Genomic DNA, 26,796 nt, shown 5'->3' on the forward strand with positions numbered 1-26,796 from the left:
GTCGCGACACGAGATAATTAGTCTAAACCGCCCCTCGATCCTTCCCCCATTTGCAGCATGTCGAACCTTGAAGCTTCAACCGACTCGGCCGCGGTCGCGCAACGCGTCCGCGAGTTGATGAGCCGTCATGGCATCGGCAAACGTCAGCAAACGACGGAGCTGTGCCGGATTCTCGACCTGAGCTTTTCGCAAGGGCATCGCAAGCTGCGCGGCAATAGCCCGTGGACGCTCGCGCAAATCAAGAAAGTCGCCGAGGCGTTCGACGAGCCCGCCGGGCAGTTATTCGGCGCGCAGCTGCTCGACCCCGGCACGGTGGGCGCGAGCGCGCAGGAAGCGCTGCTATGCGTGAGCGCCGTGGAGCTCGCCTGCACGGCCTGGATTGGCGCGCCCGTGGAGCCGGGCAGCCGCCCGGACTTCGTCGCCTACGAGAAGCAGGGCCAGTGGCGCGTGGTGCGCCCCGACGGCGCGCTGTACCAGAACGCGCGCGAAGTCCACAAGATCGAGATCTATCCGCGCCGCGCCGAGTCCGACAAGCCGCTCATCGCCGTGGTGGACGACGACCAGGCCTCCGCAGACAACCTGCGCGATTATCTCGAGCACAGCGGCTATGCGGCGCACGCGCTGTATGGCCTCGCCGCGTTCGAGCAGGCGCTGGAGCACAACGTGTTCGACGGCGTGGTGATCGACTGGCTGTTCGGCAGCCAGACTTCCGCCGGCGCCATTCGCCAGGTGCGCGCCTCCGAGAACCCCGACGCGCCCATCTTCGTGCTGACGGGCGAATTGCTGACGGGCAAGGCGAGCGAGTCGGAGATCAGTCAGGTGGTGCGTCACTACAACGTGGCGTGCTATGAAAAACCCGCGCGCATGGCGATTCTCGTCGCCGATCTTTCCAAGCGGCTCAATCGAGGCTGACGCCGCGGCTCACCACTTCAGTTGCCCCATCCTGCGTCGGCCGCTGCGTCTGCTCCATTGGCTGGCCAGCCGCGCTCGCGCCGCCCGCGGCTGCTGGAACGGGCCGCGCATTGAACGCGCGCAGCAGCGTCTTGCGCAGCACTTCGTAGTGCACCGGCTTGGGCAGCAGATCGAAGAACGGATTGCTGCTGTCGGCGGCGGTAGCCGCGAGCGCAGCCACGTCGGCGCTCACGGCGATCACGCGCGTGCGCCCGCCGCTGCCGCTCATCTCCTCGCTCCCGTCCCCACCCGCGCCCTCGCGCGCCTGCAACTCGGCCACGAATGCGTAGCCGTCGCGCCCCGGCATGTGCAGATCGAGCAGCACGACTTCGCACTGCGCCTCGTCGAGGCGGCCCAGCGCGCTGTCCGTGTCGGCGGCGGCGAGCGCCGCGTAGCCCATATGCGCAACCATCTCGCAGAGCGACTCGCGCACGAGCGGGTTGTCGTCCACGACCAGCACCTGCTGCTGCGCCTTGTCATGAGTTTGCGGCGCGGCCACCTCGGCTAGCGGCGCGGCAACCGCCGTGACGGGTATCGTCACCGTGAAGGTCGTGCCCTTTCCCACCCGGCTATCGGTGTCGATCGTGCCGCCGAACAGGTCGACGAGCCCGCGCACGATCGCCAGCCCCATGCCCGCGCCTTCGTAGCGGCGCGTGCTCGAGGTGTCGAGCTGCGTGAACTCCTTGAAGATGAGCGGAATCTGCGCGGCGGATACGCCCGCCCCGGTGTCGCTCACGATGATCGCTAACGTTTGCGCGAGCGGCACGCCGCCTGGCGCACTGCCCGGCGCACTGCCCGGCGCACTGCCCGGCGCACTGCCCGGCGCACTGCCCGGCGCACTGCCCGGCGCACTGCCCGGCGTCACGCTGCCGGTGACGAACTCGATGCACACCGAGCCGCGCTCGGTATAGCGGATCGCGTTGGTCACGAGATTGTTGGCGATCTGGCGAATGCGGTGTGGATCGGCCACGAGCGTCTGATGCAGGCCGTGGCAGGCATGCTCGAACGCCAGACCGCGAACCCGCGCGGCCTGCTCGTTTTCGTCGACGATCGACTGAAGAAGCTCGCGCACGTCGAACGCTTCCTGGCGCAATTCGAGCTTGCCCGCGCCGAGGCGCGCGTAGTCGGTAAGGTCCCGCATTTGCGCTTCGAGCTGGCGCGCGGCGGTTTCGAGCCGCTGGATCACCTTGCTGTCCGCCTCGGAGTGCGAGTTGAAGCCGAGCAGTTCGATCGACGACACGATCGCATGGAGCGGCGTGCGCAATTCGTGGCTGATCATGCCGAGAAACGCGTCCTTGGCCATGCTTGCCTCGCGCGCGGCGCGGCTCGCCTGGGCCTCCGCCTCGAGCGCCGCGTGCTGCTGCCGGATCAGGCGCGTGCGCCGGTAGCCGTTCATCACGAGCAGCACCCCCGCAGCCGCCGACAGCATCAGCAGCACGATGCCCGCCGCGAACAGATCGCGGCGCTTGGCGATGAAGTCGCGCCGCATGCCCTCGCGCTCGGTCACGTCGGCAAAACGCCGGTTCAGCGCGAGATCGGTCACCTGGGTCCAGTGCGTGTCGAGCGCCATCAGCATGGGCACGGCGCGTTCGGGGTTGTCGGCGAGCGTGTCGATCTCGGCGTCGAACGGCGCAATGGCGACGTCGATCGCGGCAAGGTCGTCGTGCTGGCGCCGCATGAGGTCGGGCTTGCCCGCGAGCTCGCGCGTCGAGCCCTTCATCACGTTGAGCTTCGATTGCAGGACTTCGTAGCGCAGCCGCACCTTGTCGAGGTCGCGGTCGAGGCCATCGGCGTAGATCAGCAACTGGCTCTCGAAGCGCGCGTAGGCGATCTGCATCTGCGCGGCGTCCCAGTAGAGGCCGTCGTAGCTGCCGGTCAGGCGCTGCACCACGTTGGGATTGAGCAGGTTCGCGTAGAGCAGGTAGCCCACGGCCACCACCGGCGGCGCCAGCGCGGCAATCCAGATCAACACATGCAGCATGCGCCGCAACGGACGTCGCATCACCCTCTCACTGCTTGATGGTCATCGAAACGATCTGCCAGGCGAACTTGGCGTCGCCCGCCGCGCCGTCGAGCTCCTGCGGGAACTGGTCGCGCGGATAGACCAGGAACAGCGGGCCGAAATTGCTCACCTTCAGGCGCTGGCCGTTCATCTCGTAGGCCAGCACCGCGCCGTAGCGCGTGGCATCGGAAACGGGCACGACGCAGGTATAGTCGTCGATGGTGTGGATCTCGATCTGGCTGCCGTAAGCGCCCACGATGCTGAGCACGTCCGAGAGCAGCGGGCCCGTGAAGGTCGAGCGCGGCGTCCAGGTGGTCGACGTCACGATCGAATGCGGCGGCAGCTTGAGCAGCGCCTCGGCGCTGAAGTGCCATGCGGTGTGCGCGGCGTTGTTGGTCGCGCGCACCTCGCCGTTCACGTCGAGCTGGAGCGAATCGCCCGGGGCCGCCAGCGCAAGCCGGGGCGGGGCGGCCGCGGCCGCCAGCCATCCCGCGAGCGCGGCCGTGAAGCGCCTGCGTTCGAGGGAGGCGAGCCGGCCGGCCGGCCTGCGCTCCTCCCTGCGCTCTTGCCAGCCGTCTTGCACGACAACGGGTTCCTGCATCGCTCTTGCTCCCCTTGCGCAAATTCATGGTGCGGTCATGCGCCGGCCTGACGATCCGGCCCTTCGCGCCTGCTTGTGCCTGCTTGTGCCTGCTTGTGCCTGCTTGTGCCTGCTTGTGCCTGCTTGTGCCTGCTTGTGCCTGCTTGTGCCTGCTTGTGCCTGCTTGTGCCTGCTTGTGCCTTTGCGTGGCTCGCACCGCGCCGGTCTGCATGAGCTGGCAAGCATAGGCATAATATCGTCAAACATTGATCCAGCCATAGGTGTCTCGTTCGCCATCCGGTTCTCCCGTGCATGCTCCCGCAGCGCGCGGCGGCGCGGCGCAACGGACCGTCCTCGCACTGCCATTCCATGAACAAGCCCGTCGTCCCGCTCACTTACGAACAGCTCGACCATTGGGTCGAATCGCTGCAGCCGTTGCTGATCGAGGAGGATTTCGCCGCGGTCGTCGGCATCCTGCGCGGCGGCGCGCCGCTCGCGCTGATGGTTTCGCACGCAACCGGCGCGAACGTCGCGTTCCTGCGCTACTCGCGTGAAACGCGCGAAGTGCGCTGGGATTCCACGCTGCCCATGCCCGAGCCCGGCTCGAAAGTGCTGGTGTGCGAGGACATTGCAGGACGCGGCCACACACTCGTCGACTGCATTGCATTCCTGCGCGAGCACGGCCTCGTGGTGCGCACGCTCACCGGCGCCTACGACGACCTGAGCCGCCTGCGCCCCGACTATTCGATCGACGCGAGCGGCTATTTCGCGCTGTTCCCGTGGGAGCGCCAGGCCTACACCGACCGATACCGCGCCGACTGGACGCGCGACGGCGTGCGCGAAGGCACGGGCATGGCCAACGATCACGACTACACGGTCTATGCGATCGACCTAGACGGCATTCTCCTGCCTGACATTCCGCTCTCGCGCTACGACGAGGATCTCGAGGCGGCGCTCGCCGAGCGCGATGCGCTGCTGCCGCTCGAGCGCATCCCCGACATCGATCTGAAGCATGCGCGCGCAATCATCACGGGACGCCCCGAGATCGATCGCGAGCGCACCCAGGCCTGGCTCGACCGGCACGGCTTCGGGCATCTGGAGCTGATGATGCGCGCCCCGGGCGAGCACGACGACACGCCTTCGGGCGCGGCCGGGCACAAGGCCGCAGCCGCGGTGCGCTGCGGCGTGACGCATTTCATTGAGAGCGATCCGGTGCAGGCCATCTATATCGCGCGGCGCGCGCCGCTGTTGCGCGTGATCTGGTGGAATGCCCAGGTGCGCGTGGGCACGCTGATCGGCGCTTCGGCCTGGGGTTGAGGCGCGCGGCGCTCCGGCTCCTTCCCGCGCGCAGCCGCTGCCGGCTTTTCCCGCGCCGCTATTGCGCGCGTGCCTCGCGCCTCCCGCCCGGCCCGGCGCGCTCGCCGGACGCCGCCGGATCATGCCCTATCGCCCGCGCGGCGCGCGCCGACGCCACCACGATCAGCTTCATCGTCGCCCGCGTCGCGCCCACGAAAAGCTTGCGCGCGGTGCGCTCGTCGAGCGTCTCGAAGTCGACATCGGTGAGGATCACACAGGGCGCCGACTGCCCCTTGAAGCGATAGATCGAATCGACCAGCACGTCGCCGTCGCGATACTGCGGATTGCCGAACAGGTCGTATTGCCCCGTGAAGCTGCGCAGCCGGTGCGGCCCCAGGTGGTCGAGCGCCGTGAAGTGCGAGTGCTCGCGGCCCCGGAACGACAGCACCACGATGTCCTGCTTGCGAAAGCCGAACGAGAGCGCCTGGGTGATGGCGCGCTTGGTCGCCGCCGCCACGGCGCTCTCCTGCGCGAGCGCAGCGCCTTGCTCGGCGCGCTCGTCCCATACGGCAAACGTGACCTCCGAACCGTCGAACGGGCTGCCCGCAACCAGTTGCGCGAGCGCGGGCGCGGCCTCACCCGCCGCCTCGCGCAGAAACGCGAGGATGTCGCGCGGACTGCGGTAATTGGTGGTCTCGCGCAGCACGGTCCAGCCTGGCAAGGCCACCGGCTCGCGCACATAGAGGTTCTGCAACGGGTCTTCGAGCCACCACCACGCCGCGCCGGGCCGCAGCAGCCGCGCGAGCGCATCGACCCATGCCGGCTGGAAATCCTGGCCCTCGTCGACGATCACCACGTCGAACTGCCAGCGCGCGTCGACGGGCGCCTGCGCGAAACGCCGCTCCAGATCGTCGAAGACATTGGCGCCCTCGAAGTCGGGTACGTGGCCGCTGTCGCGCGAAACCCAGTCGCATAGCTGATGGTAGTTGGCCACTTTCGCCTCGGGCGGCGCGACCTTCGCGATGTGATCGGCGAGCGGCCGGTTGAAGCACACATAGAGCGTGCGCGCGCCGCGCGCGACGGTGTCCTTCATCACCTGCAACGCGAGCTGCGTCTTGCCCGAGCCGGCCGTGCCGATCACGCGCAGGCGAAACGGCTCGAACTCGAGGCGCCGCGCCCAGCTGGCGAGCCCGCCCGCCAGACGCGTGACAAGCGTGCCAGCCGTGCCCACCAGCGCGCTCGCGTCGGGGGTGAGCGAGAGCTCGTCGGCGAGAAAATGATGGATCTTCGCGGCGCTCGGCAGGCGCGGCTCGTCGGCGGGAAACGCCTCGCGCACGATGGCCGCGAGCTGCGACTTGCGCGTGGCGTCGACGATGCGGGAGGGCTGCACGCCCGCGATCGCCGGCTCGCGCACCACGTGGTCGGGACAGTAAAAGAGCGCTTCGAGACCGTAGTTGCCCGCGCCGAACGCGGCCGTGAAGCGCCGGTGCAATCGTTCCACCGTGCGCGCGAGCCCGACCGCGACATTGCGCTCGGTTTGCAGATACGCCTTCACGAGACCGTTTTTCGTCTCGCGCAGAAAGCCGGTGCGTTGCTCGACGATCAGCGCGCGCCCGGACGGGCTCACGATCACGAAGTCCGCTTCGCCGAACACGGAGAACCCTTCCACGATGCGCGTCCAGTGCACGCCGTGGTAGACGGTGTAGCCAGCGGGCAGACCGCGCTCGAACAGCGCGAGCGTCTCGCGTTCGCGCGCGGCCGCGCCGGTCGCTTCCAGATGCTGCCAGTCGTCGGGGACAATGCGAGCCATGGGCGGTTCTCGTCGCGCGGTGAGTCGGGTTGGGCCGGGTTCGGCCGGGTTCGGCCTGACTCGGGGTGGGCGTGGGTTGAGTGGGCTGCGGCTATTCTACGGATGAGGCCGGGGCGCATGTGCGAACAAGCTTAATCGCTGACGCCCCTGCGTTGCCCGATTTGCAACTGTGCCCGCTGCACTGCCATGACTTCCGTATCAATGCGCTGGCCGAGAACAGCAGGGTCAACTCCGCATTGACTGCCTGGACTGCGCGCTGGCGCGATGCCTCGATCAATGCACAAATGTCACCCAGCAGCGTTGCAGACTCCGCGGTGACGCTAAAGATGTCTTTCGGCGGGTCATGCCACTGGCAGCCCCTCTCGTTGCGCCCGGATCGTGTATCGTTGCTATCTTTGCGGCAAAGGAGAAAGCGCCGGATGATCAAGATCTGGGGACGCGCCAATTCGGTGAACGTCCAGAAAGTGCTGTGGTGTTGCGACGAACTCGTGCTGCCGTTCGAACGTATCGACGCGGGCGGCCAGTTCGGCCATCTCGACGACCCGTCCTACCTCGCGATGAATCCGAACGGCAAGATTCCGACCCTTGCGGACGGCAGTTTCGTGCTGTGGGAATCGAACGCGATCGTCCGTTATCTGGCGATGGAATACGGCCCCTCGAGCCTGCTCTACCCCACCGACCCGAAGGTGCGCGCCTCGATCGAGCGCTGGCTCGACTGGTCGATCGGCACGCTCGCGCCCGCCGAGCGGCCGCTCTTTCTCGCGCTCGTGCGCACGCCGCCGGAAAAGCGCGACCCCGCAAAGATCGAAGCCGATGTGCAAAACGTGGCCGCGTTGTGGACGCTGCTCGACCGCCATCTGCAAGGCCGCTTCTTCCTCGAGAACGAGCGCTTCTCACTCGCCGACATCGTGCTGGGCGCGTACGCGCGGCGCTGGTTCGGGCTCGAAGGCATCGAGCGGCCCGCGCTGCCGAATCTCGAGCGCTGGTATCAGCGCCTCGCGCAGCGCCAGGGCTTTCGCAAGTACATCGATCTGCCGCTGACCTGAGCCGTCTCGGGGCGCGCCGGCGCACGCGCAACGCGCCCCGTATAATCGCAGCATGAAGACAGCCAAACCGTCCATCAGCGCCGCGGCCTCGCACGGCCACGCGCACGATCATCCGCTTGATCACGATCGCGCTCACGAGGCGCACGATCACGGTCACGGCGCGGGTGGCGTGAACGGAGTTGCGGGCGGGGTTGCGGGTATTGCAGGCGCACCGCTCGAAAACGCGCTTGCGATGGCCGAGACCTACTGCCGCGAGCGCGGCGAGAAACTCACGCCAATCCGCCGCAAGGTGCTCGAGTTGCTGCTCGCCTCGGGCCGCGCCACCAAAGCCTATTCGCTGCTCGACGAAATGCGCCAGATCCATCCGGGATCGGCACCGCCCACGGTTTATCGCGCCCTCGACTTCCTGCTAACAGCGGGGCTCATCCACCGCATCGAGTCGATCAACGCGTTTGCCGTCTGCCACGACCTCACGCAATGCCAGCACGGCATTCTCGTGGTGTGCCAGCAATGCGGCAACGTCACGGAACTCCACGAGCCCAAGCTTCGCCAGGCGCTGGTCGCGCAAATAGAAGCGGCGGGTTACCGCCTCTCCGGCGACGGCATCGAGCTCAAGGGCGTCTGCGCGCAATGCCAGACCGCCGATGCGGCAACTGCCGAAACGGCCGCCGAACGCACGCAGGCCGCCGCACAGCCCTGAAGCGGCACCAGGAGACCTTGACCTCGAGCCTGACCGGCGCCGGACCACCACCCGGCGCCGCGAAAGCACTTGTCAGGGCATCTGGCGCGCGTCGATTGCGTCGCTCAGCAGCGCCACCAGCGCCTCGGGCCGTGCCGGCTTGGTCATGAAGTGCTGAAAGCCCTCGCCGATGCTGCGCAGACGCCAGCTTTCGTCGGTATGGCCCGTGAGCGCCACCGCCACAACCGGGGCATGATCGCCGCGGATCTCATGATCGCGCAGTCGCTGGATCAGGTAGAAGCCGTCCATCGCGGGCAGGTCCAGGTCGCAGACCACGGCGTCGGGCAGCAGGCTCAGCGCCGCTTCGATACCCGTTTCCGCGTCCTCCACCGCCACGACCCTGGCCCCTTCGGATTCCAGCAGCGAGGTCAGGGAGTCCCGGCTTTGCGGGTCGTCTTCGACCAGCACGATGGTCGTCTGGTCGAGCTTGTGTACTGCGTTCATTGTGTTTGCTTGAGTGCCATTCTGTCTGTTTCGCGTGCCGCGCGGCGCAATGGGCGCGCGGCACGCAGCGGGCAACACACTACGGGCAACGTGCCCGATCGCCCAATTAGAGCAATCCCGATGCCGCGCGTTCAACGATGCGACGCGCACGATAGCCGCAGTCGGCGTCAAGCCGATGACAGCCGCGCCGGCTTGCCTTGCGCCTTGCCGGTTTTCGCGAACGCCTCGAGCGCCCGCTCGCGCGCCGCCTCATGCGCCACCAACGGATGCGGATAATCCACGCCAAGCCGCACGCCGGCCGCCGCCAGCTCTTGCGCGCTCGCCTTCCAGGGCTGATGGATCAGCCGGTCGGGCAGCAACGCAAGCTCGGGCACCCATTTCCTGACATACGCGCCGCGCGGGTCGAACTTCTGACCCTGCAATACGGGATTGAAGATGCGAAAGTATGGCGCGGCGTCGACGCCCGAGCCGGCGACCCACTGCCAGTTGGCCGGGTTGCTGGCCGGGTCGGCATCGACGAGGGTGTCCCAGAACCACTGCTCGCCTGCGCGCCAGTCCAGCAGCAGATGCTTGGTCGCGAACGAGGCGGTCACCATGCGCACGCGGTTGTGCATCCAGCCGGTGCGCCACAGCTCGCGCATGCCGGCGTCGACGAATGGGTAGCCCGTCAGGCCGCGCTGCCAAGCGTGCAGGCCGCGGGCATCGCGGCGCCAGGGCATGGCATCGAATGCCGGACGCAGGTTGCGCCGTGCCAGATCGGGGTAGTGGTAGCGCTGGTAGTAGCAGAACTCCCGCCATCCCAGCTCGCTGGCGAATTTTTCCGCGCTGGCTTCGCGGCGCGCGGACGAGCCCGCCGCGCCGTCGGATTGCGCGGCCCGCAGCGCTGCATACAGTTGGCGCGGCGAGAGCGCGCCCACGCGCAAATACGGCGACAGGCGGCTGGTTGCCGCGAGATCCGGCGCGTCGCGCTCGCCTGCGTAGGCCTCGAAATCGTCGGAGAAAAACGCGCGCAGACGTTCGAGCGCGGCCTCCTCGCCCGCCGGCCACGCTTCGCGCAGGCCTGCGGCCCAGTCGGGCTTGCGCGGAGCAAGGCCGAGATCGTCGAGCGTGGATGCGAGCCGGGCAAGACGTGCCGGTAGCGATTGAAAATTCCACCGTTGCGGTGCGCTGCCCGGCAACGGCGGATCGCCGGCGCGCCGGCACGCACGCCACCAGGCCGAAAACACCTGGAAGGGCTCGCCGGCCTGGTTGAGCACCGTCCACGGCTCATAAAGGAGCGTTGCGTTGAAGCTCTCGGCCGTCAGCCCGCGCTCGCGCAGCCCCGCCTTCAGGCGCGCATCGCCGTCGCGCTCCTGGCCGCCGTAGCGTCGGTTCCAGAAGACGCAGGCCGCGCCGCTCGCCGCGACGCATGCCTGCAGCGCCTCGCTCTCGGCGCCTTGCATCAGCAGGAGCCGGCCGCCGCGCTCGCGCAGCGCCGCGTCGAGCGCGGCCAGCGTTTCGTGCAGCCACCAGCGCGCCGCGCCCCCGGGCGCTCGTTCGCCGGCCGCTTGGGGATCATGAATATAGAGGCAGATCAGCGGCCGTCCCGTGGCGGCCGCACGGGCCAGCGCGGGGTGATCGGCGAGGCGCAGATCGTCGCGGAACCAGACGACGACGGGAGCATGAGCGGAGTGTGCGGAAGTCAGAATGAACCTCGATCGAACAAATGCCGCTATGCGGCGATGAGTTGCCCTCGCGCCGGCTTGCGGGCTAAGCGGGCCGGATGCCCTGCGTGATGAGCGCCACGGCGTGGCGCGCGATCTCCTCGGCGCCCACGCGCCGCGGCACCAGGTCGTCGCGCCACACCTGCGCGGTGGCGAGGGGCAGCAGCGTCAGCCCGAGCAGCGACTGGAACAGCAACGAAGGCTCCAGCGCCGCGTTGAGCTTGCCTTCGCGCTGCCAGCGCTCGATCGCTTCGTGCGCGGCGCGCTGGTGCTCGTCGCCGTAGCGCTCGCGCATGCGCTGGCGCAGCAAACCGCCCTCGCTGATCACCTCGCGCACCCACAGCGGCGCGAACCACGGGTGCGTCTGCCCCACCTCCACGAAGCGCTGCGTGAGCGCCGTGAGCGCGGCCACGGGGTCGTCGGGCCAGGCTTCGAGCCAGCCGCCCATGGCCGAGCGCAACGGCACGAAACGCTCGTCGATGATCACGTCGATGAGCTGGTCGCGGGTCTTGAAATAATAGTGCACCATTGCCGGCGTAACACCGGCCTCGCGTGCGATCGCGGCCAGCGTCGTATCGACGATGCCCTGCCGCGCGAACAGCGCGAGCGCCACGGCAATCAGACGCTCGCGCTGCCCGGCGCCGGCCTGGCCGCCGCTCGGGCGGCCAGGCCGGCGCGGCGCGGACTTGCCGGCGGCAGGGCTGGCAGCAGGCGTGCCGCCCGTTGCAGCAACGGATGGATGGGCGTGTGGGGACGCCGCCCGCGAGCCGGACTCTTTCATCGGATTACGCTCACGTTTTCAGGTTTTGACGACCATCAAGAATTATCCTAATATTAATTTTCAAGTTAATTAATTTCAAGATCGAAAGCGGTGCCTGACGCGTTCGGGCGCCGCCGAACTTCCCCGATGGCTCCCCCATGCAAGACACCGCACAAGACGTCGTCCGGTCCGCGACCGCCGGGCATCCGCCGATCCGGCTGCTGTTTCCCGCGCTGCTGCTCGTCATGCTGCTTGCCGCGCTCGACCAGACCATCGTGTCGACGGCGCTGCCTACCATCGTCGGCGAGCTGGGCGGGCTCGACCGGCTCTCGTGGGTCGTGACCGCCTATCTGCTCACGTCCACCATCGTGGTGCCGCTCTACGGCAAGCTCGGCGACCTGTACGGCCGCAAGATCGTGCTGCAGGCGGCCATCGTCATTTTCCTCATCGGTTCCGCGCTATGCGGCGTGGCGCAAAACATGGCGCAGCTCATCGCGCTGCGCGCACTCCAGGGCGTGGGCGGCGGCGGTCTCATGGTCGTGACGATGGCCGCCATCGGCGACGTCATTTCTCCTGCGCAGCGCGGCAAGTACCAAGGCCTGTTCGGCGGCGTGTTCGGCCTCGCCACGGTGGTCGGGCCGCTGCTCGGCGGCTTTCTCGTCGAGCACCTCTCGTGGCGCTGGATCTTCTACATCAATCTGCCGCTGGGCGCGGTGGCGCTCGCCGTGATCGGCGCCGTGTTCAAGCCGCGCGTCGCGCACGTGAAGCACGTGATCGACTATATGGGCGCGGCGTGGCTTGCCGCCGCTCTCACCTGCCTGATCCTCTTCACGAGCGAGGGCGGCTCGCTGCTGCCGTGGAGTTCGCCGCAACTGTGGCTCACGCTGGTGCTCGGCGCGGTGTCGGTGGCGGGGTTCATCCACGAGGAGAAGCATGCCCTCGAGCCCATCATGCCGCTCGAACTCTTTCGCGAGCGCACCTTCGTGCTGTCGAGCCTGATCGGCTTTATCGTGGGCGTTTCGCTGTTCGGCTCGGTCACGTTCCTGCCGCTCTATCTGCAGGTCGTGAAGGGCTCGACGCCTTCGGAAGCCGGCATGCAAATGTTGCCGATGATGGGCGGCGTGCTGACGATGTCGGTCATCTCGGGCCGGATCATCAGCAAGATCGGCAAGTACCGCGTGTTTCCAATTGTGGGCACCGCGCTCGTGGCCGCCGCGATGATGTTGCTCGCGCAACTACACATCGAAACGCCGCTCGCGCGCATGTATCTCTATATGGGACTGCTCGGTTGCGGGCTCGGCATGGTGATGCAAGTGCTGATTCTCGCGGTGCAGAACACCGTCGCGTTCAGGCACATGGGCGTGGCCACTTCGGGCGCGACGCTGTTTCGCTCGATTGGCGGCTCGGTGGGCGTGGCCGCGTTCGGCGCGGTGTTCTCGCATGGCCTGAGCGCGCGCCTCGCTTCCCTGCTCGCGAGCGGCGTCGAACTGCCCCAGCCGCTCACGCCCGATGCGATCCATCATCTGCCAGACACGGTGCGCGTCCAGTATCTCGAGGCCTTCGCGGGTGCGCTGCACACGGTTTATTTTTCGGCTGCGTGCGTGGTCGTGCTGGCGTTCGCGCTGGCCTGGCTGCTACGCGACGTGCCGCTGCGCAAGCATCCTTGAGCGGCACGTCTTGCTTACCGCATTGCTTACGTTTTCTGGAAAAAATATTACGATTGGCTAAAATCCTGTAGCCGCACGCCTGACAGGGCGACGCGCGCACCACGACGCAATCGCACGCGACGCTCACTCCGCCGTCGTGCCCCAAAGTGCAATATCAGGCGCATTTACAGGAAAAGACCAACTCATGAACGTCAAGACCGAGCTAGCCGTGCCCAGCGCGCACGACACCAGGAGACGTGTGCTCGCCATTGTCGGCGCTTCTTCGGGCAATCTCGTCGAGTGGTTCGACTTCTACATCTACTCGTTCTGCGCGCTGTATTTCGCGCCCGCCTTCTTCCCCAGCGGCAACACCACGACGCAGTTGCTGAACACCGCCGGCGTGTTCGCGGCCGGCTTCCTGATGCGCCCGATCGGCGGCTGGCTGTTCGGCCGCATCGCCGACCGGCACGGCCGCCGCGCCGCGATGATGATCTCGGTGCTGATGATGTGCGGCGGCTCGCTCGTCATCGCGGCACTGCCCACTTACGCGCAGATCGGCTCGTTCGCACCGCTGCTGCTGCTCGTGGCGCGCCTGTTCCAGGGGCTTTCGGTGGGCGGCGAGTACGGCACCAGCGCGACCTACATGAGCGAGGTCGCGCTCAAGGGCCGGCGCGGTTTCTTCGCCTCGTTCCAGTACGTGACGCTGATCGGCGGGCAGCTCTGCGCGCTGCTCGTGCTCGTGATCCTGCAGCAGACGCTCTCGACCGCCGAGCTCAAGGCCTGGGGCTGGCGCATTCCGTTCGTGGTGGGCGCGGCCGCCGCGCTGATCTCGCTGTATCTGCGCAAGTCGCTCGACGAGACCTCCACGAGCGAATCGCGCCACAAGAAGGACGCGGGCACGATTCGCGGCGTGTGGCAGCACAAGGGCGCGTTCCTCACCGTGGTGGGCTTCACCGCGGGCGGATCGCTGATCTTCTACACGTTCACGACCTACATGCAGAAGTACCTCGTGAACACGGCCGGCATGCACGCGAAAACCGCCAGCAACGTGATGACTGCCGCGCTCTTCGTGTACATGCTGCTGCAGCCCGTGTTCGGTTCGTTTTCCGACAAGATCGGCCGCCGCATGTCGATGATCCTGTTCGGCATCTTCTCGGTGCTCGGCACGGTGCCGCTCATGCACGCGCTCAAGGACGTGTCGAACCCCTACGCGGCGTTCGGGCTCATCGTGGTCGCGCTCGCGATCGTGAGCTTCTACACGTCGATCAGCGGCCTCATCAAGGCGGAGATGTTCCCACCCGAAGTGCGCGCGATGGGCGTGGGCCTCTCGTATGCGGTGGCCAACGCGATCTTCGGCGGCTCGGCCGAGTATGTGGCGCTGTGGTTCAAGTCGGTCGGCAGCGAATCGACTTTCTATTGGTACGTGACCGCCCTGTGCGCGATCTCGCTGATCGTGTCGTGGCGCATGCGCGACCCGAGCAAGGAAGGGTATCTGCGCCACGAGCCTTGATTTGGCGGATTCAAGCAGATTCAAGCGGGCTCGGTGCTCTCGTGCCTGGCCCGCTCCATTGCACGCTGCACCGTTTCGTAGACCTTCGGCCGATTGCACTGCGAAACGTTGAAGCGCAAGAACCCGCCCGCGCTGCGAGACACACTGAAGACGTTGCCCGGCGCGAGCACCACGCCATGCGCGAGCGCCTCGCGCGCGACCCGCGCGGCGTCTAGTCCGCCGGGCAATTGCGCCCATATCAGCATGCCCGCCTGCGGGCGCGTCCACGCCGTGATGCCCACCGCCGCCAGACGCCGCAGCGTCTCGCCCATCGCATCGGCAAGCTTCGCGCGCAAGCCGTCCAGATAGCGCCGGTACGTGCCGTCCACCAGCAGCCGCTGCACGAGATCGGCGGCCAGTTCCCCATTGCCGAACGACACCGACAATTTCAGGTCGACGAGCGGTTCGATCCAGTCCGCGCGCGCCGCGATATAGCCGCAGCGCGCCGCCGCCGTCATCGTCTTCGAAAAGCTGCCGATGGCCACCACGCGTCCGAGGCCGTCGAACGCGGCGAGGCGCGGCGCCGGATCGGTCTCGAAGTCGGCGAAGATATCGTCCTCGACGATCAGCAGGTCGTGCTCCTCGGCGAGCTTGAGCAGCCGGTGCGCAACCGCGGGCGCGAGCGTCGCGCCGGTGGGGTTGTGGGTCGCCGAGTTGGTCACGTAAAGACGCGGGCGATGCTCGGCGAGCACGCGCGCGAACGCCGCGAGATCAGGGCCCGTGGGCGTGAACGGCACGCTCACGACCTTCACGCGATGCACGCGCAACAGCGCCTGGAAGTTGAAATAGCACGGGTCGTCGACGACCACGGTATCGCCGGGCTCGAGCAGAAAGCGGCACAAAAGGTCGAGCGCCTGGCTGCCGCCGTCGGTGAGCACGATCTGCTCCGGCGCGGCTTCCACGCCATGCTGCGCGAGCCGCCATGCGAGTTGCTGGCGCAGCGCCGGCAGGCCGAGCGGCGAAGCATAGTCGGTGAGCTGGGCGTGCGGATCGCGGGCGATCGCGCGCAGCGCACGCCGCACGGCCTCCTGCGGCAGCCACGACGCGGGCAGCCAGCCGCAGCCCGGCCGCAGCGCGCGCGCATCGGTTTCGAGCGACTGGCGCGTGAGCCAGAGCGGGTCGATCTCGCGGTCGAGGCGCGGGCCCGCCGCGCCGACCGAACCCAAGAGCCCGCGCGCCGCGAATGTGCCGGGCGCTCCGTAAGCTCCGAGCGCGCCCGGCAGCGCGTGCGCCGCCACGAAAAAGCCGGAGCCGCGCCGGGCAATCAGCGTGCCTTCGGCCACCAGCCGCTCGTACGCCTCCACCACCGTCGATTTCGACACGCCGATCTGCTCGCTCGTCATGCGGATCGACGGCACGCGCGCGCCCGCCGCCAGCGCGCGCGAGGCGATGCGCTCGCGCAACGCCTGCATCACCTGCTCGACGCGAGTCAGCGCGAGGATGCCTGTCTGCCGGGTGTTTTCCATCTGTACTGCTCCGTGTTCAATACAGTTTGTCCATATTGTACTGATCCTTGGCTTACCGGTTCGCCGCTGCGCGCGCATGATGCACCGATTCGCCCAAGCTCTTTTCGACCACGGCTCATGCGCAAATCTCTCGACTCCACCACCGACGGCTGGCTCTGCGGCCTCGCGGGCGTGCTGATCTTCAGCGGCTCGCTGCCCGCCACGCGTCTGGCCGTGCTCGGCCTCGACCCGCTCTTTCTCACCGGCGCGCGCGCCACGCTCGCGGGCGCGCTCGGCGCGCTGCTGCTGCTCGTCTTGCGCGCGCCCCGGCCCGAGCGGCGCGAGATCTGGCCACTCGTGATCGTGGCGCTCGGCGTGGTGGTGGGCTTTCCGCTGCTCACCGCGCTCGCGCTGCGCCATGTGAGCTCGGCGCACGCGATCGTGTTCGTCGGCCTTTTGCCGCTCGCCACGGCGATCTTCGGCGTGCTGCGCGCCGGCGAGCGTCCGCAGCCCGCGTTCTGGGTCTTCTCGGCGATCGGCAGCGGCGCCGTGGTCGCGTTCGCGCTGCGTCACGGCGTGGACGCCTCGCCCGTCGGCGACGCGCTGATGCTGGCCGCCATCGTCGCCTGCGGGCTGGGCTATGCCGAAGGCGCGCGGCTCTCGCGGCGTCTCGGCGGCTGGCAGGTGATCTGCTGGGCGCTCGTGATCTCGCTGCCCGTTATGGCGCCGCTCGCGTGGGCGTTCCTGCCTGCTTCGTTCGCGGCGGTGAGCGCGGCTTCGTGGTGGGGGCTCGCCTATGTGTCGCTTTTCAGCATGCTGATCGGCTTCGTGTTCTGGTATCGCGGCCTCGCGCTCGGCGGCATTGCGGGCGTGGGCCAGCTGCAATTGCTGCAGCCGTTCTTCGGCTTCGTGCTTGCGGCGCTGCTGCTGCACGAAGCGGTGCCGCCCGCGATGATCGCCGTGACGGCCGTGGTGATCGGCTGCGTGGCGGGGGCGCGCCGCTTCGGGCGCCGTGCCGCGGCGTCGACTCGCGCGCCGCAGGCGCAGCGCGGTTGACGTCGGCGCCCGTGGCGCGCCATTTTTGACGCGCTTCATTTCGCTGCCTACCCGAGGCATAGTGAACGGCGTTGCCGCGCCGTTCATGCCTTTGCGCAGATCGCCCGCGCGGCGCTCACTTACCCGCGCCCGCCTCATGAATGCATCCCGGAATCCCCCTCGCATCGACGCGCCGCTGCTGCGCGACGCCACGCCCGCCGACTTCCCCGCCATCGCCGCGATCTACGCGCATCACGTGCTGCACGGCGCGGCCTCGTTCGAAGAGCAGCCGCCCGCGCAGGACGAGCTGCTGCGCCGCCACACCGCGGTGCGCGAGCAAGGCTTGCCGTGGCTCGTCGCCGAAATCGACGGCCAGGTGGCTGGCTATTGCTACGCCACGCCCTATCGTCCGCGCGCGGCGTACCGCTATACCGTCGAGGATTCGATCTATATCGACGAAGCGTTTCGCGGACGCGGTCTCGGCCGCACGCTCCTCGAAGCGCTGATTGCGCGCTGCGAGGCTGGCCCGTGGCGGCAGATGATCGCCGTGATCGCCGACCCGAAAGGCGGCTCGCTCGCGCTGCACGAGCGCCTCGGCTTCGAGCTTGTGGGCACGCTGCGCGCCGTTGGCTTCAAGCACGGCGCGTGGCGCGACACGACGCTCATGCAGCGCGCGCTGGGTGACGGCGCGCAGACGCTGCCGCATAACTCGGCGCACACATAACGCACAAGTAACCCACGCGTAACGCACGCATCGGCGCATACGAGCGCGCCACCCCGAACACGAGCCTGAATGCGAAATGCGCACCGTATGGCTCACTGCCATACACGCGCCTTTACAATACGTCCTCCAGTCAGACCGGCCGCGCGCCGGTTCAGCAGAATTCGAGGACTTCGCGCTTATGGCATCCCTGTTCGCTCACATTCAACCGTCCAACTGGAATTTCCTGTGGGACGCGCTCACCAGCTTCGCGCTGCGACTTTGCGCGGCCATCGCCATTCTCTGGATCGGCTGGTGGATCGCGCGGCGCGTCGGCAACTGGTTCGCGCGCCAGGACACCATCGACGCCACGCTGCGCCCGATCATGCGCGATTCGTCGCTGTGGGGCGTGCGCCTCGTCGCAATCGTGGGCGCGCTTTCGCAGATCGGCGTGCAGACCGCGAGCATCGTGGCCGTGCTCGGCGCCGCCGGCCTCGCCATCGGCCTCGCGCTGCAAGGCACGCTGCAGAACATCGCCGCCGGCATCATGTTGCTGCTGCTGCGGCCCTTCAAGGTAGGCGACTATATCGACGGCGGCAGCAGCGCGAGCGTCGCGGGCACCGTGGAAGAGGTGAATCTCTTCACGACGCGCCTCACCAAACCCGACGGCATCTGCGAATACGTGCCCAATAGCGGCCTGTGGAGCAACTCGATCCGCAATTACAGCCGCAATCCCACGCGCCGCCTCGATCTCGAAGTGGAGGTCTCGATGAGCGACGATATGAATCGCGCCATCGACGTGCTGCGCAAACTGGCCGCCGCGGAGCCGCACGTGCTGGCGTCGCCGGAACCGCAAGTGATGGTGAGCCGTTTCGACGACAGCACCGCCGTGCTGAATATTCGCGTCTGGTCCAACATCGACACGTTCTGGGACATGCGCTGGAGCCTCGCGAGCAAGGTGCGCCAGGCGCTCAACGATGCGCAATGCGCACTGCCGCTGCGCGCGCGCGAGCTGCATATCGTGCAGGCGCCGCCGGCGCAATCGACGCCGTCAGCCGCCCAGCGCAGCGCCTGATCCGCGCGACGCTGACCTGCGCGACACCGCACCGCCCGAACCACCACCGCCCGCATGAAAACCTTCGCACGCCGCCTGCGCACGTTCGCCACCCAGCTGGTGCCGCACGGGTATCTCGCGCTGCTGCTCGTCGTCGATGGGCTGATGCTGCTGCGCCCCGTGGCCGAGAACGCGCTGCGCCGCTCGCGCGGCTCGTGGTACGAGGACTGGATCACGCTCATCAACGCGTTCGGCGTGCTCGCGCTGCCGCAGGCCGTGATCGCGGCGGGCCTCACGACCATGGCGATCGGCATCGCGCTGCGCGCCCGCGTGGCATGGGTGATCTCGCTGCTGCTGCTCGCGGCGGCGGCCGGCATCAGCCGGTGGGGCGACTATCGCAGCGGCGTGATGTTCGCCTTCACGCTCGCGCTGGCCGTCGCGCTGCTGGTTTACTGGCGGCGCTTCGACCGCTCGAGCTTCGCCGCCAGCACATTGTTCGCGATCCTGAGCATCGGCTCGTTGCTCATCTACGCGATGTTCGGCGCGCTCTATCTCGGCGACGAGTTCGCGCCGCCCGTGCGCACCATGGTGACGGCGTTCTATTTCTCGATCGTGTCGATGTCGACCGTGGGCTACGGCGATATCGTGCCGCGCTCGGACACCGCGCGGCTCTTCACGGCCTCGATCATCGTGCTCGGCATCACCGTGTTCGCCACGTCGATCAGCGCCGTGCTCGGGCCGGTGATCGGCGGCAAGCTCAAACGCATCGTGACCGGAGGCATCTCCAACGTGACCCGCAAGAACCATTATTTGATCGTCGGCGCCTCGCCGCTCGCGCACAGCGTGTACGCGGGCCTGAAAAAGCGCGGCTACGCCGTCACGGTGATCGTGTCGCCGGGCACGCCGCACACCTATCCGCCCGACGCCGATCTGGTGGAAGGCGATGCGAGCGACACGGCCACGCTGCACCACGCGAGCGCGGAAACCGCGCTCTCCGTGCTCGCGCTGCGCATGGACGATGCCGAGAACGCCTTCGTGATCCTCGCGATCAAGGAGCTCGCGCCGAACGTGCGCACCGTGGCGCTCGTGAACGACAGCCGCAACCTGCAGCGCCTGCGCCTGCTACAGCCCGACATGGTGTTCTCGCCGCAGCTGCTCGCGGGCGAGCTGCTCGCGCGCACGCTCAACAACGAGACCATCGACAACACGCTCATCGAGCATCTGCTGTTCGGCAAGACGCCGGCCGGCGAAGCAACATGATGCGGCAACGCTGCGCCGCTTCAGCGCGCGGGGGACGGCAAGCGGCGAAACAGCGTGGGATAGTCGATCACGAGGCCGTCTTCGTCGACGCGCAGGTTCGCGGTGAAGTCGCGGAAGATGCCTTCGTAGCGGTACTCGCGATCCGGCTCGATGCAGACATAGGCCTGCTCGACGCGTTTGGGGTCGAGTCCCGGCGCGGCGATATAGGCGACTTCGATCGGCCGCCGCTCGCCGCGCGCGAGATTCAGGCGCCGTATCGGCAGCGAGTTCGTGAAGGGCGTGGCCGCAATGTCGATATCGATGCAGCCTTCGATGGCCTCGAGCACGCGGCCTTCGCCATCGCGCCAGTGGCCGTGGCCGTCGCCATGCATCGCGAACGCCTTGCCGCCCATCACGCGAAACGCCGCGTAAGTCGCACGCCAGTGCGCGTCGCAATGCACCGTGTAGCACAGGCCATAAGCCTGGCCGTAGCGCTGCCCGATCACCACGCTCTCGACGCGGATCGCGCCGCCGCTCGAATCGAAGGACAGATGCTCGATGCCTTCGCCCTCTTCCGACACCCAACGTAGCTCGCGCATGGCTCGTCTCCTTGCTGACCGCAGCGGCAATACTACCGGCAAATAGCGACTATCAACGCCCGCGCATGCGCAAGATGGGCCGCTTCGCCTATCCTCGCGCTGCGGGCCGACCGGGCGCGGTTTGCGGCCCGCCGCTTTTGTTTTGGTCCGCCCTCCTGGTCGACCCAGGCCCCGACCCGCTCGAATCCGCATTTCACAGGCCGCGCCTTCCTCGTTCCCGTTTGCCCATCATGTCCACCCCAGCGCCCGCTCAAGCCAATCCGGACGCCGCTTTCGTCAGCCCATCCGCCCACGCTGCGTCCACGGACGCCCCGCCGGGCTTCACCGGGCGCGTGCGCACGCTCCTGCGCAGCCTCGGCCAGATCGTCCTCCAGCGGCACGCCGGCACCGGCGTCTGCCTGCTCGCGGCGCTCGCGTTGTGCGACCCGTGGCTCGCCTGCGCGGCGCTGATTGGCGCGGCAACGGCCAATCTCTGCGCGCGGCGGGCCGGCCACCCGTGCGCGGAAGTCCGCGACGGCCTCGTGGGCTTCAATGGCGCGCTGGCCGGACTGGCAGCCGTCACCTTTGCCGGAGAAAACTTCACGGCGGCGGTGCTCGCCGTGCTCGCGGCGGCGGCCACCGCATGGATCGGCGCGCCGCTCGTGCGCTGGCTGCGCCGCGCGGGCCTCTGTGTCTATTCGGCGCCCTGCCTCCTCGCGACTTGGTCCTGGATGGCGCTGGGCTTCGGCAACCCGCGCACCACCGTGACCAGCGCAATCGCGCCGGCCCATCTGGCCCCGTCCTGGCTCGACGCGGCGGCGGGCGTCCTGAGCGGCGTCGCGCAAACCACCTTCGCCACCGGCGCGCTCCCGGGCCTCGTGCTGCTCGCGGGGCTCGCCTGGTCGTCGCGCCGGGCCGCGGCCTATGCGCTCGGCGGCGCGGTGCTCGCGACCGTCATCGAACACGCCATCGGTGTGCCGCCCGCGAGTTTCGCGGCGGGCCTGTGCGGTTTCAACGGCGCGCTCGCGGCGCTCGCGGCCAGTTCGCTCGGCCCGCGCGCCGCAATTTGTGCGACGATGCTTGCCGCGGCGCTGCATCTGGCCGCCATGCGCCTGGGGCTACCCGGCATGACTGCGCCGTTCGCGCTCGCCGGATGGACCGTCCACAGCGCATGGCGCCTGATCGCGCCGTACCGGACGCGGCCGAGCCAGCAGCCCGCCCCGAATTCCGCCGATGTTCATTGAAGTCCACTGAAGTTCGCTGAAGGAGAGCCGTCCATGTCATTCGCCCATCGTCCGGCCAGCATCGCCGCCGACGCCGCGCCGCCCTCCGCTGCCGAGCAGCAGATGCGCGTGGACCTTGCCGCCGCCTATCGGCTCATCGCGCTCTACGGCTGGGACGACCTGATCTACACGCATGTCTCCGCCGCCGTGCCCGGCGAGCCCGGCCGCTTCCTGATCAACCCGTTCGGTCTCGCCTTCGACGAAGTGCGCGCCTCCAATCTCGTGAAGATCGACACCGAAGGGCGCATCGTCGGCAACAGCGAGCATCCGGTCAACGCAACCGGCTTCGCGCTGCACGCGGCCGTGCACCTCGCCCGCCCCGACGCCGTGTGCGTGATGCATCTGCACAATACGGCGGGGATCGCCGTCTCGATCCAGCGCGACGGCCTGTTGCCCGCCTCGCAGCATGCGCTGCGCTTCTATGGCCAGCTCGGCTGGCACGATTACGAAGGACTGTCGTTCTCGCCTGCCGAAGGCACACGCCTCACCGCGAGCCTGGGCGCGCATCCCGCGATGCTGTTGCGCAACCACGGCACCCTCACCACGGGCCGCACCGTCGCCGAGGCATTCGTGCTGATGGCGACGCTCATCAAGGCCTGCGAAATCCAGTTGCAGGCCCAGGCCGGCGGCGTGCCGCTCGTGCTGCCCACGCCCGAGGTCTGCGCGCACACGGCCGAGCAGCTGCGCGACGGCGGCGCGATCGAAGGCGTGCTCGAATGGCCCGCGCTGCTGCGCAAGCTCGACCGCATCGACACGTCATATCGTGAATGACTGCGGCTGGTCGCGACCCAACCCGTTTCATTACCCCCGCAAACAAGGAGATCCGTATGCCGACTTTCCACATCGAGATGTTCGAGGGCCGCAGCGTCGAGAAAAAGCGCGAGCTCGCCGCCGCGCTCACCGAGACCACCTGCAAGGTTCTGGGCGTGGATGCCCAATCGGTCGACATCATCTTCACCGACGTGAAGACCGAAAACTGGGCGACCGGCGGCAAGCTGTGGAGCGATCCGCGCTGAGCACGCCCAATTAGATCGTCGTCCTGATGATCTGACGAGAGGCCGCGGCGCGGCCTCGCCAACTGCCCCCGCCCACCCGATTCGAACATCTCGAATTCCCGCACCTGGACGAATTGACGCAACGCATACGTCCACTGCACGAATCGCGCCCAATTTGACGCAAATTGACGCAGTGCGCACTCCATGCGCCAAATCATTTCGCAGCGAATGTTTTAATCTAAACAGATTAACGTCAATGATTTAGCGCACAAACTAGTCGTTTGATGATTGACTACTGCGACACGCTGGCACATGTCGCAGCGCAGCAAGAACCCGCCTGTTCGCCTACGCTTACGTCCATTCGCACGCCGCATCACGCGCGCGAAAACGCTTTCCGCTACGCAAGCATCTAGCAGGCACGCACATGCAATCGTCACTCTCGGCATTCGATCTGGCCCGGCTGCAATTCGCCTTCACCGTCTCCTTTCATATCGTCTTTCCGGCGCTCTCCATCGGCCTCGCGAGCTTTATCGCAGTGCTCGAAGCCTGCTGGCTCAAGACCCGCAAACCGTTCTACAAGGACCTGTGCCTGTTTTGGTCGAAGATCTTCGCCGTGGCGTTCGGCATGGGCGTCGTCTCGGGCGTGGTCATGAGCTACCAGTTCGGCACCAACTGGTCCGGCTTCTCGTCGTTCGCGGGTCCGGTCACGGGGCCGCTCCTCATGTACGAGGTGATGACCGCGTTCTTTCTCGAAGCGGGCTTCCTCGGCATCATGCTGTTCGGCTGGAACCGCGTGAGCCCGCGCGCACACTTTGGCGCGACGCTGATGGTCGCCATCGGCACGCTCATTTCCACCTTCTGGATTCTCGCTTCGAATAGCTGGATGCAGACGCCGCAAGGCTTCAAGGTGGTGGACGGCCACGTCGTCCCCACCGACTGGTTCAAGATCATCTTTAACCCGTCGTTTCCGTACCGCCTTGCGCACATGGCAATTGCCGCTTTCATCGTGGCCGCGCTCGTGGTGGCCGCAACCGGTGCGTGGCACCTGCTCAAGGGCCGGCGCGACGCGGCTGTGAAAAAGATGTTCGCGATGGCGCTGGGCCTGCTGCTCGTGCTCGCGCCGCTGCAGGCCCTCGTGGGCGACGCCCACGGACTGAACACGCGCGAATATCAGCCCGCCAAGATCGCCGCGATCGAAGGCATCTGGGACACCGAGCAGGGCGGCACTGCGCTCAACTTGTTCGGCCTGCCCGACATGGAAGCGGAAACCACGCGCTACGCCGTGAAGATTCCGCATCTGGGCAGCCTGATCCTCACGCATAGCTGGGACGGCGAAATCAAGGGCCTCAAATCGTTCCCCGCCGAGGAGCGCCCGAACTCGACGCTGCTGTTCTGGACCTTCCGCGTGATGGTTGGCTTGGGCATCCTGATGATCGTGCTGGGCGTGGCCGGCTGGTGGCTGCACCGGTGCGGCACGCTCTACGAATCGCGCGCGTTCCAGCGCTTCGCGCTGGCGATGGGCCCCACCGGTTTCGTCACGCTGCTCGCAGGCTGGATCACAACCGAAGCGGGCCGCCAGCCGTGGGTGGTCTATGGCGTGATGCGCACCTCGCAGGCCGTTTCGCCGCTCACGGCGCAGCAGGTCAGCGTCTCGCTGATGACCTTTGTCGTCGTGTACTTTCTCGTATTCGGCACGGGCATCTACTACATGCTCAAGCTCATGCGCGCCGGCCCCGCGCTGCCCGACGAGCGCGCGCGAAGCACGCCTGCGGCACCCGCCGCCCCCATCGTTCCCGCCACGCGTGTCACGGGCCAACCCGCGCGCCGCCCGACGCGCGCCGCCGATCAGCTGATCGACGCGTGACACCGGAACCCGCACGAACTCCACGATCCGCAATCGAAACGAGGCAAAACAAGCATGGATGTCACCATCATCTGGGCCGCGATCATCGCGCTCGGCCTTTTACTCTACGTGGTGCTGGATGGTTTCGATCTGGGCATCGGCATCGTGTTTCCGCTGTTCCCCGACGAAGATGAGCGCGACCTCATGATGAACACGGTCGCGCCCGTCTGGGACGGCAACGAGACCTGGCTCGTGCTCGGCGGCGCGGGGCTGTTCGCCGTGTTCCCCATCGTCTATTCGACGGTGCTCTCGGCGCTCTATCTGCCGCTCGTGTTCATGCTCGTGTGCCTGATTTTCCGCGGCGTGGCCTTCGAGATTCGCGCGAAGGCCAAGCGCACGAAGCATCTTTGGGATCTCGCGTTCATCGGCGGCTCGACGGGCGCGGCGTTCTTTCAGGGCATCGCACTGGGCGCCTTCCTGCAGGGCATTCCGATGAGCGATGGGCGCTTCGCCGGCGACGCTTTCGGCTGGCTCACGCCGTTCAGCCTCCTCTCGGGCTTCGGGCTCGTGGCGACCTACGCGCTGCTCGGCAGCTGCTGGCTCGTCGCCAAGACCGAGGGCGACCTGCAGCGCCGCCTGCACAAGCTGGTGTGGCCGCTCACGGTCATGCTGCTCGGCTTCATCGCGCTCGTGAGCGTATGGACGCCGCTGCAGGACCCCGTCATCGCGCAGCGCTGGTTCGGCTCGGGTCTGTTCTGGCGGCTCGCGCCGGTGCCGCTGCTGGTGCTCGCGAGCGCCATCTGGATGCGCTGGGCCGTGCAGTCGCGCCGTCACAAGACGCCGTTCGCCGCCGCGCTCGCACTCGTGCTGCTCGGCTACCTGGGACTGCTCGTGAGCCTGTGGCCCTATGCGATTCCGCAGCAGCTCACGCTCTGGCAAGCGGCCGCGCCGCGCGAAAGCCAGACCTTCACGCTGATTGGCGCGTCGTTCATCCTGCCCATCATCGTCGCATACACGGCGATGAGCTACTGGGTCTTCCGAGGCAAGCTCCGTCATGGCGACATCCATCACTACCATTAGGGCGCGAACACGCGCGCTGCCCGGCTGGCTCTGGTTCGTGCTGCTCTGGTGCGGCGGCGTGGGCGCGGCGGTCTCGCTCGGCTTCGCGTTCAAGGTCTTCATGAACCTCACGCTCTTCGCCGTCAAATAGCGCACGCCGCGTCAGGGCATGCCCTAAACTGTTGGCCATCTGTAACTTCAACGATAAAAACCATGCAGCAGATGACCTTCATGGAATGCGTGAAACACGCGTGGGCAAGCGCACGGGAAGCGTTCACGCGCATGCCGGCGCTCGTGCTCGGCACCTTCGTCGCCTACGCGGTGCTCGGCGGGCTCGCGCTGGCCGGCCGACCCTTGCCGGGCGAAGGCGCGGGGCCGTCCACCGGCCTCGTGCTGCTCGCCAACCTGGCCTCGCTGCTCAATGCGCTCGTCTATATCTGGTTCACGCTGAAGGTCTACCGCTTCGTGCTGCTCGGCGAGCCCGCCACGCCGCTCATCGCGTCCGGTGCGAAGCCGCTCTTGCGCATCGTGATGCTGGGCCTCGTCATGATGCTCGCGCTGGTGGGCATCGCGGCGGCCTTCTGGCTGGTGCTGCGCCCGCGCCACGAGGGCGGCGTGGCCTTTCTTTCGCTGGTCGTCGGCGCGATCTGGGTGTTCGTCGGCGTGCGGCTCAGCCTGCTCTATCCGTCACTCGCCATCGGCGGACGCTTCGCGCTGGGCGCCGCATGGCGCGACAGCCGTGGACACTTTTGGAGCGTGCTGGGCGTCTCGTGCGTCGCGGCGCTGCCGCTGCTCGTCTGCGGCGTGCTCGCGCTGATTGGCCTCGGCGTCGCCGGCGTCACGCCCGAGGACGTGGAAACGCCCGCGTGGATCACCGTGCTCGCCATCGGGCAAAGCGTCGTCAATGTCACCTTCGCACTGCTCACCAGCACGGCGCTGGCCTGGCTTTATCGACGCTATGCGAACGAACTGGAGAGCGGCGGCGGCGCAAATGACGTCCGCGGCCGCTGATGGTGCCGGGCGCGCCGCGCCCTGGCGG

25 protein-coding genes are annotated in these 26,796 nt (G+C 67.5%); 17 read left to right on the forward strand and 8 right to left on the reverse strand.

The window, feature by feature from the left end; genetic code table 11:
- Nucleotides 1-57: 57 nt before the first annotated feature.
- Nucleotides 58-912 (forward strand): helix-turn-helix domain-containing protein, encoded by an 855-nt coding sequence (locus P5W98_RS18920; protein WP_421026526.1) that lies wholly within the window; start codon nucleotides 58-60, stop codon nucleotides 910-912.
- Here the strand turns inward: P5W98_RS18920 and P5W98_RS18925 are convergent.
- Nucleotides 899-2,953, reverse strand: coding sequence for an ATP-binding response regulator (locus tag P5W98_RS18925; RefSeq protein ID WP_421026525.1), 2,055 nt, complete (start codon nucleotides 2,951-2,953; stop codon nucleotides 899-901). The two genes, P5W98_RS18920 and P5W98_RS18925, sit on opposite strands and share 14 nt — an antisense overlap.
- A 7-nt stretch (nucleotides 2,954-2,960) precedes the next feature.
- Nucleotides 2,961-3,554 (reverse strand): molybdopterin-dependent oxidoreductase, encoded by a 594-nt coding sequence (locus tag P5W98_RS18930; protein ID WP_421026524.1) that lies wholly within the window; start codon nucleotides 3,552-3,554, stop codon nucleotides 2,961-2,963.
- Between the two features lie 348 nt (nucleotides 3,555-3,902).
- On the opposite strand from P5W98_RS18930, the gene P5W98_RS18935 reads away from it, so the two are divergent.
- Nucleotides 3,903-4,850: a phosphoribosyltransferase gene (locus P5W98_RS18935; RefSeq protein ID WP_421026523.1), complete on the forward strand. Its 948-nt coding sequence runs from the start codon at nucleotides 3,903-3,905 to the stop codon at nucleotides 4,848-4,850.
- A 58-nt stretch (nucleotides 4,851-4,908) separates the two neighbouring features.
- Here P5W98_RS18935 and P5W98_RS18940 read toward each other — a convergent pair whose 3' ends face one another.
- Complete coding sequence (locus P5W98_RS18940; RefSeq protein WP_421026522.1) at nucleotides 4,909-6,639, reverse strand: ATP-binding domain-containing protein; 1,731 nt, start codon at nucleotides 6,637-6,639, stop codon at nucleotides 4,909-4,911.
- A 419-nt stretch (nucleotides 6,640-7,058) separates the two neighbouring features.
- Between P5W98_RS18940 and P5W98_RS18945 the strand changes: the two genes are divergently transcribed.
- Both P5W98_RS18945 and P5W98_RS18950 read left to right on the forward strand, forming a co-directional pair.
- Nucleotides 7,059-7,685 (forward strand): glutathione S-transferase family protein, encoded by a 627-nt coding sequence (locus P5W98_RS18945; protein ID WP_421026521.1) that lies wholly within the window; start codon nucleotides 7,059-7,061, stop codon nucleotides 7,683-7,685.
- 52 nt (nucleotides 7,686-7,737) lie between these two features.
- Entirely contained in the window at nucleotides 7,738-8,385 is a 648-nt protein-coding gene (locus tag P5W98_RS18950; protein ID WP_421026520.1) for a Fur family transcriptional regulator, read from the forward strand.
- Between the two features lie 72 nt (nucleotides 8,386-8,457).
- On the opposite strand, the gene P5W98_RS18955 is transcribed toward P5W98_RS18950, so the two are convergent.
- The 3 genes from P5W98_RS18955 to P5W98_RS18965 form a co-directional block, all read right to left on the reverse strand.
- A complete protein-coding gene (locus P5W98_RS18955; RefSeq protein ID WP_035533084.1) occupies nucleotides 8,458-8,868 on the reverse strand; it encodes a response regulator in 411 nt (136 codons plus the stop codon).
- 167 nt (nucleotides 8,869-9,035) lie between these two features.
- Nucleotides 9,036-10,556 (reverse strand): cryptochrome/photolyase family protein, encoded by a 1,521-nt coding sequence (locus P5W98_RS18960; protein ID WP_421027062.1) that lies wholly within the window; start codon nucleotides 10,554-10,556, stop codon nucleotides 9,036-9,038.
- Nucleotides 10,557-10,617: 61 nt separating this feature from the next.
- Complete coding sequence (locus P5W98_RS18965; protein WP_421026519.1) at nucleotides 10,618-11,352, reverse strand: TetR/AcrR family transcriptional regulator; 735 nt, start codon at nucleotides 11,350-11,352, stop codon at nucleotides 10,618-10,620.
- 137 nt (nucleotides 11,353-11,489) lie between these two features.
- Between P5W98_RS18965 and P5W98_RS18970 the strand changes: the two genes are divergently transcribed.
- Nucleotides 11,490-12,998, forward strand: a complete 1,509-nt coding sequence (locus P5W98_RS18970) for an MDR family MFS transporter (protein WP_421026518.1) — start codon at nucleotides 11,490-11,492, stop codon at nucleotides 12,996-12,998.
- 184 nt (nucleotides 12,999-13,182) lie between these two features.
- The gene (locus P5W98_RS18975; RefSeq protein WP_421026517.1) at nucleotides 13,183-14,487 is read left to right on the forward strand and encodes an MFS family transporter; all 1,305 of its coding nucleotides are present in this window, start codon (nucleotides 13,183-13,185) and stop codon (nucleotides 14,485-14,487) included.
- Nucleotides 14,488-14,507: 20 nt separating this feature from the next.
- On the opposite strand, the gene P5W98_RS18980 is transcribed toward P5W98_RS18975, so the two are convergent.
- The gene (locus P5W98_RS18980; protein ID WP_421026516.1) at nucleotides 14,508-15,992 is read right to left on the reverse strand and encodes a PLP-dependent aminotransferase family protein; all 1,485 of its coding nucleotides are present in this window, start codon (nucleotides 15,990-15,992) and stop codon (nucleotides 14,508-14,510) included.
- A gap of 117 nt (nucleotides 15,993-16,109) precedes the next feature.
- Here P5W98_RS18980 and P5W98_RS18985 point away from each other — a divergent pair, with 117 nt between their 5' ends.
- The 4 genes from P5W98_RS18985 to kch all read left to right on the forward strand — a co-directional run bounded on the left by P5W98_RS18985 (nucleotide 16,110) and on the right by kch (nucleotide 20,020).
- Nucleotides 16,110-17,027 (forward strand): DMT family transporter, encoded by a 918-nt coding sequence (locus tag P5W98_RS18985; protein ID WP_421026515.1) that lies wholly within the window; start codon nucleotides 16,110-16,112, stop codon nucleotides 17,025-17,027.
- Nucleotides 17,028-17,163: 136 nt separating this feature from the next.
- Nucleotides 17,164-17,730: a GNAT family N-acetyltransferase gene (locus P5W98_RS18990; RefSeq protein ID WP_421026514.1), complete on the forward strand. Its 567-nt coding sequence runs from the start codon at nucleotides 17,164-17,166 to the stop codon at nucleotides 17,728-17,730.
- 178 nt (nucleotides 17,731-17,908) lie between these two features.
- A complete protein-coding gene (locus P5W98_RS18995; protein ID WP_421026513.1) occupies nucleotides 17,909-18,781 on the forward strand; it encodes a mechanosensitive ion channel family protein in 873 nt (290 codons plus the stop codon).
- A gap of 54 nt (nucleotides 18,782-18,835) precedes the next feature.
- On the forward strand, nucleotides 18,836-20,020 hold the full coding sequence (gene kch / locus P5W98_RS19000; RefSeq protein ID WP_421026512.1) for a voltage-gated potassium channel protein: 1,185 nt from the start codon (nucleotides 18,836-18,838) through the stop codon (nucleotides 20,018-20,020).
- A gap of 20 nt (nucleotides 20,021-20,040) precedes the next feature.
- Here kch and P5W98_RS19005 read toward each other — a convergent pair whose 3' ends face one another.
- Nucleotides 20,041-20,598, reverse strand: coding sequence for a putative glycolipid-binding domain-containing protein (locus P5W98_RS19005; RefSeq protein ID WP_421026511.1), 558 nt, complete (start codon nucleotides 20,596-20,598; stop codon nucleotides 20,041-20,043).
- Nucleotides 20,599-20,828: 230 nt separating this feature from the next.
- Here P5W98_RS19005 and P5W98_RS19010 point away from each other — a divergent pair, with 230 nt between their 5' ends.
- From P5W98_RS19010 to P5W98_RS19040, 7 genes are all read left to right on the forward strand, one after another.
- Nucleotides 20,829-21,821, forward strand: a complete 993-nt coding sequence (locus P5W98_RS19010; RefSeq protein WP_421026510.1) for an urea transporter — start codon at nucleotides 20,829-20,831, stop codon at nucleotides 21,819-21,821.
- Between the two features lie 33 nt (nucleotides 21,822-21,854).
- Complete coding sequence (locus tag P5W98_RS19015; RefSeq protein WP_421026509.1) at nucleotides 21,855-22,631, forward strand: class II aldolase/adducin family protein; 777 nt, start codon at nucleotides 21,855-21,857, stop codon at nucleotides 22,629-22,631.
- Nucleotides 22,632-22,687: 56 nt separating this feature from the next.
- Nucleotides 22,688-22,876 carry a 4-oxalocrotonate tautomerase gene (locus tag P5W98_RS19020; protein WP_434716971.1) on the forward strand — a complete coding sequence of 63 codons (189 nt, stop codon included), beginning with the start codon at nucleotides 22,688-22,690 and terminating at the stop codon, nucleotides 22,874-22,876.
- Between the two features lie 403 nt (nucleotides 22,877-23,279).
- Nucleotides 23,280-24,719, forward strand: coding sequence for a cytochrome ubiquinol oxidase subunit I (locus P5W98_RS19025; RefSeq protein ID WP_421026507.1), 1,440 nt, complete (start codon nucleotides 23,280-23,282; stop codon nucleotides 24,717-24,719).
- Nucleotides 24,720-24,773: 54 nt separating this feature from the next.
- Complete coding sequence (gene cydB / locus P5W98_RS19030; protein ID WP_421026506.1) at nucleotides 24,774-25,778, forward strand: cytochrome d ubiquinol oxidase subunit II; 1,005 nt, start codon at nucleotides 24,774-24,776, stop codon at nucleotides 25,776-25,778.
- Nucleotides 25,753-25,908, forward strand: a complete 156-nt coding sequence (locus P5W98_RS19035; protein ID WP_421026505.1) for a hypothetical protein — start codon at nucleotides 25,753-25,755, stop codon at nucleotides 25,906-25,908. The genes cydB and P5W98_RS19035 overlap by 26 nt, the downstream gene beginning before the upstream one ends.
- A 62-nt stretch (nucleotides 25,909-25,970) precedes the next feature.
- A complete protein-coding gene (locus P5W98_RS19040; RefSeq protein ID WP_421026504.1) occupies nucleotides 25,971-26,768 on the forward strand; it encodes a hypothetical protein in 798 nt (265 codons plus the stop codon).
- Nucleotides 26,769-26,796 lie beyond the last annotated feature (28 nt).

The organism is Paraburkholderia sp. A1BS-2L, assembly GCF_051125205.1.
Taxonomy (GTDB): Bacteria; Pseudomonadota; Gammaproteobacteria; order Burkholderiales; family Burkholderiaceae; genus Paraburkholderia.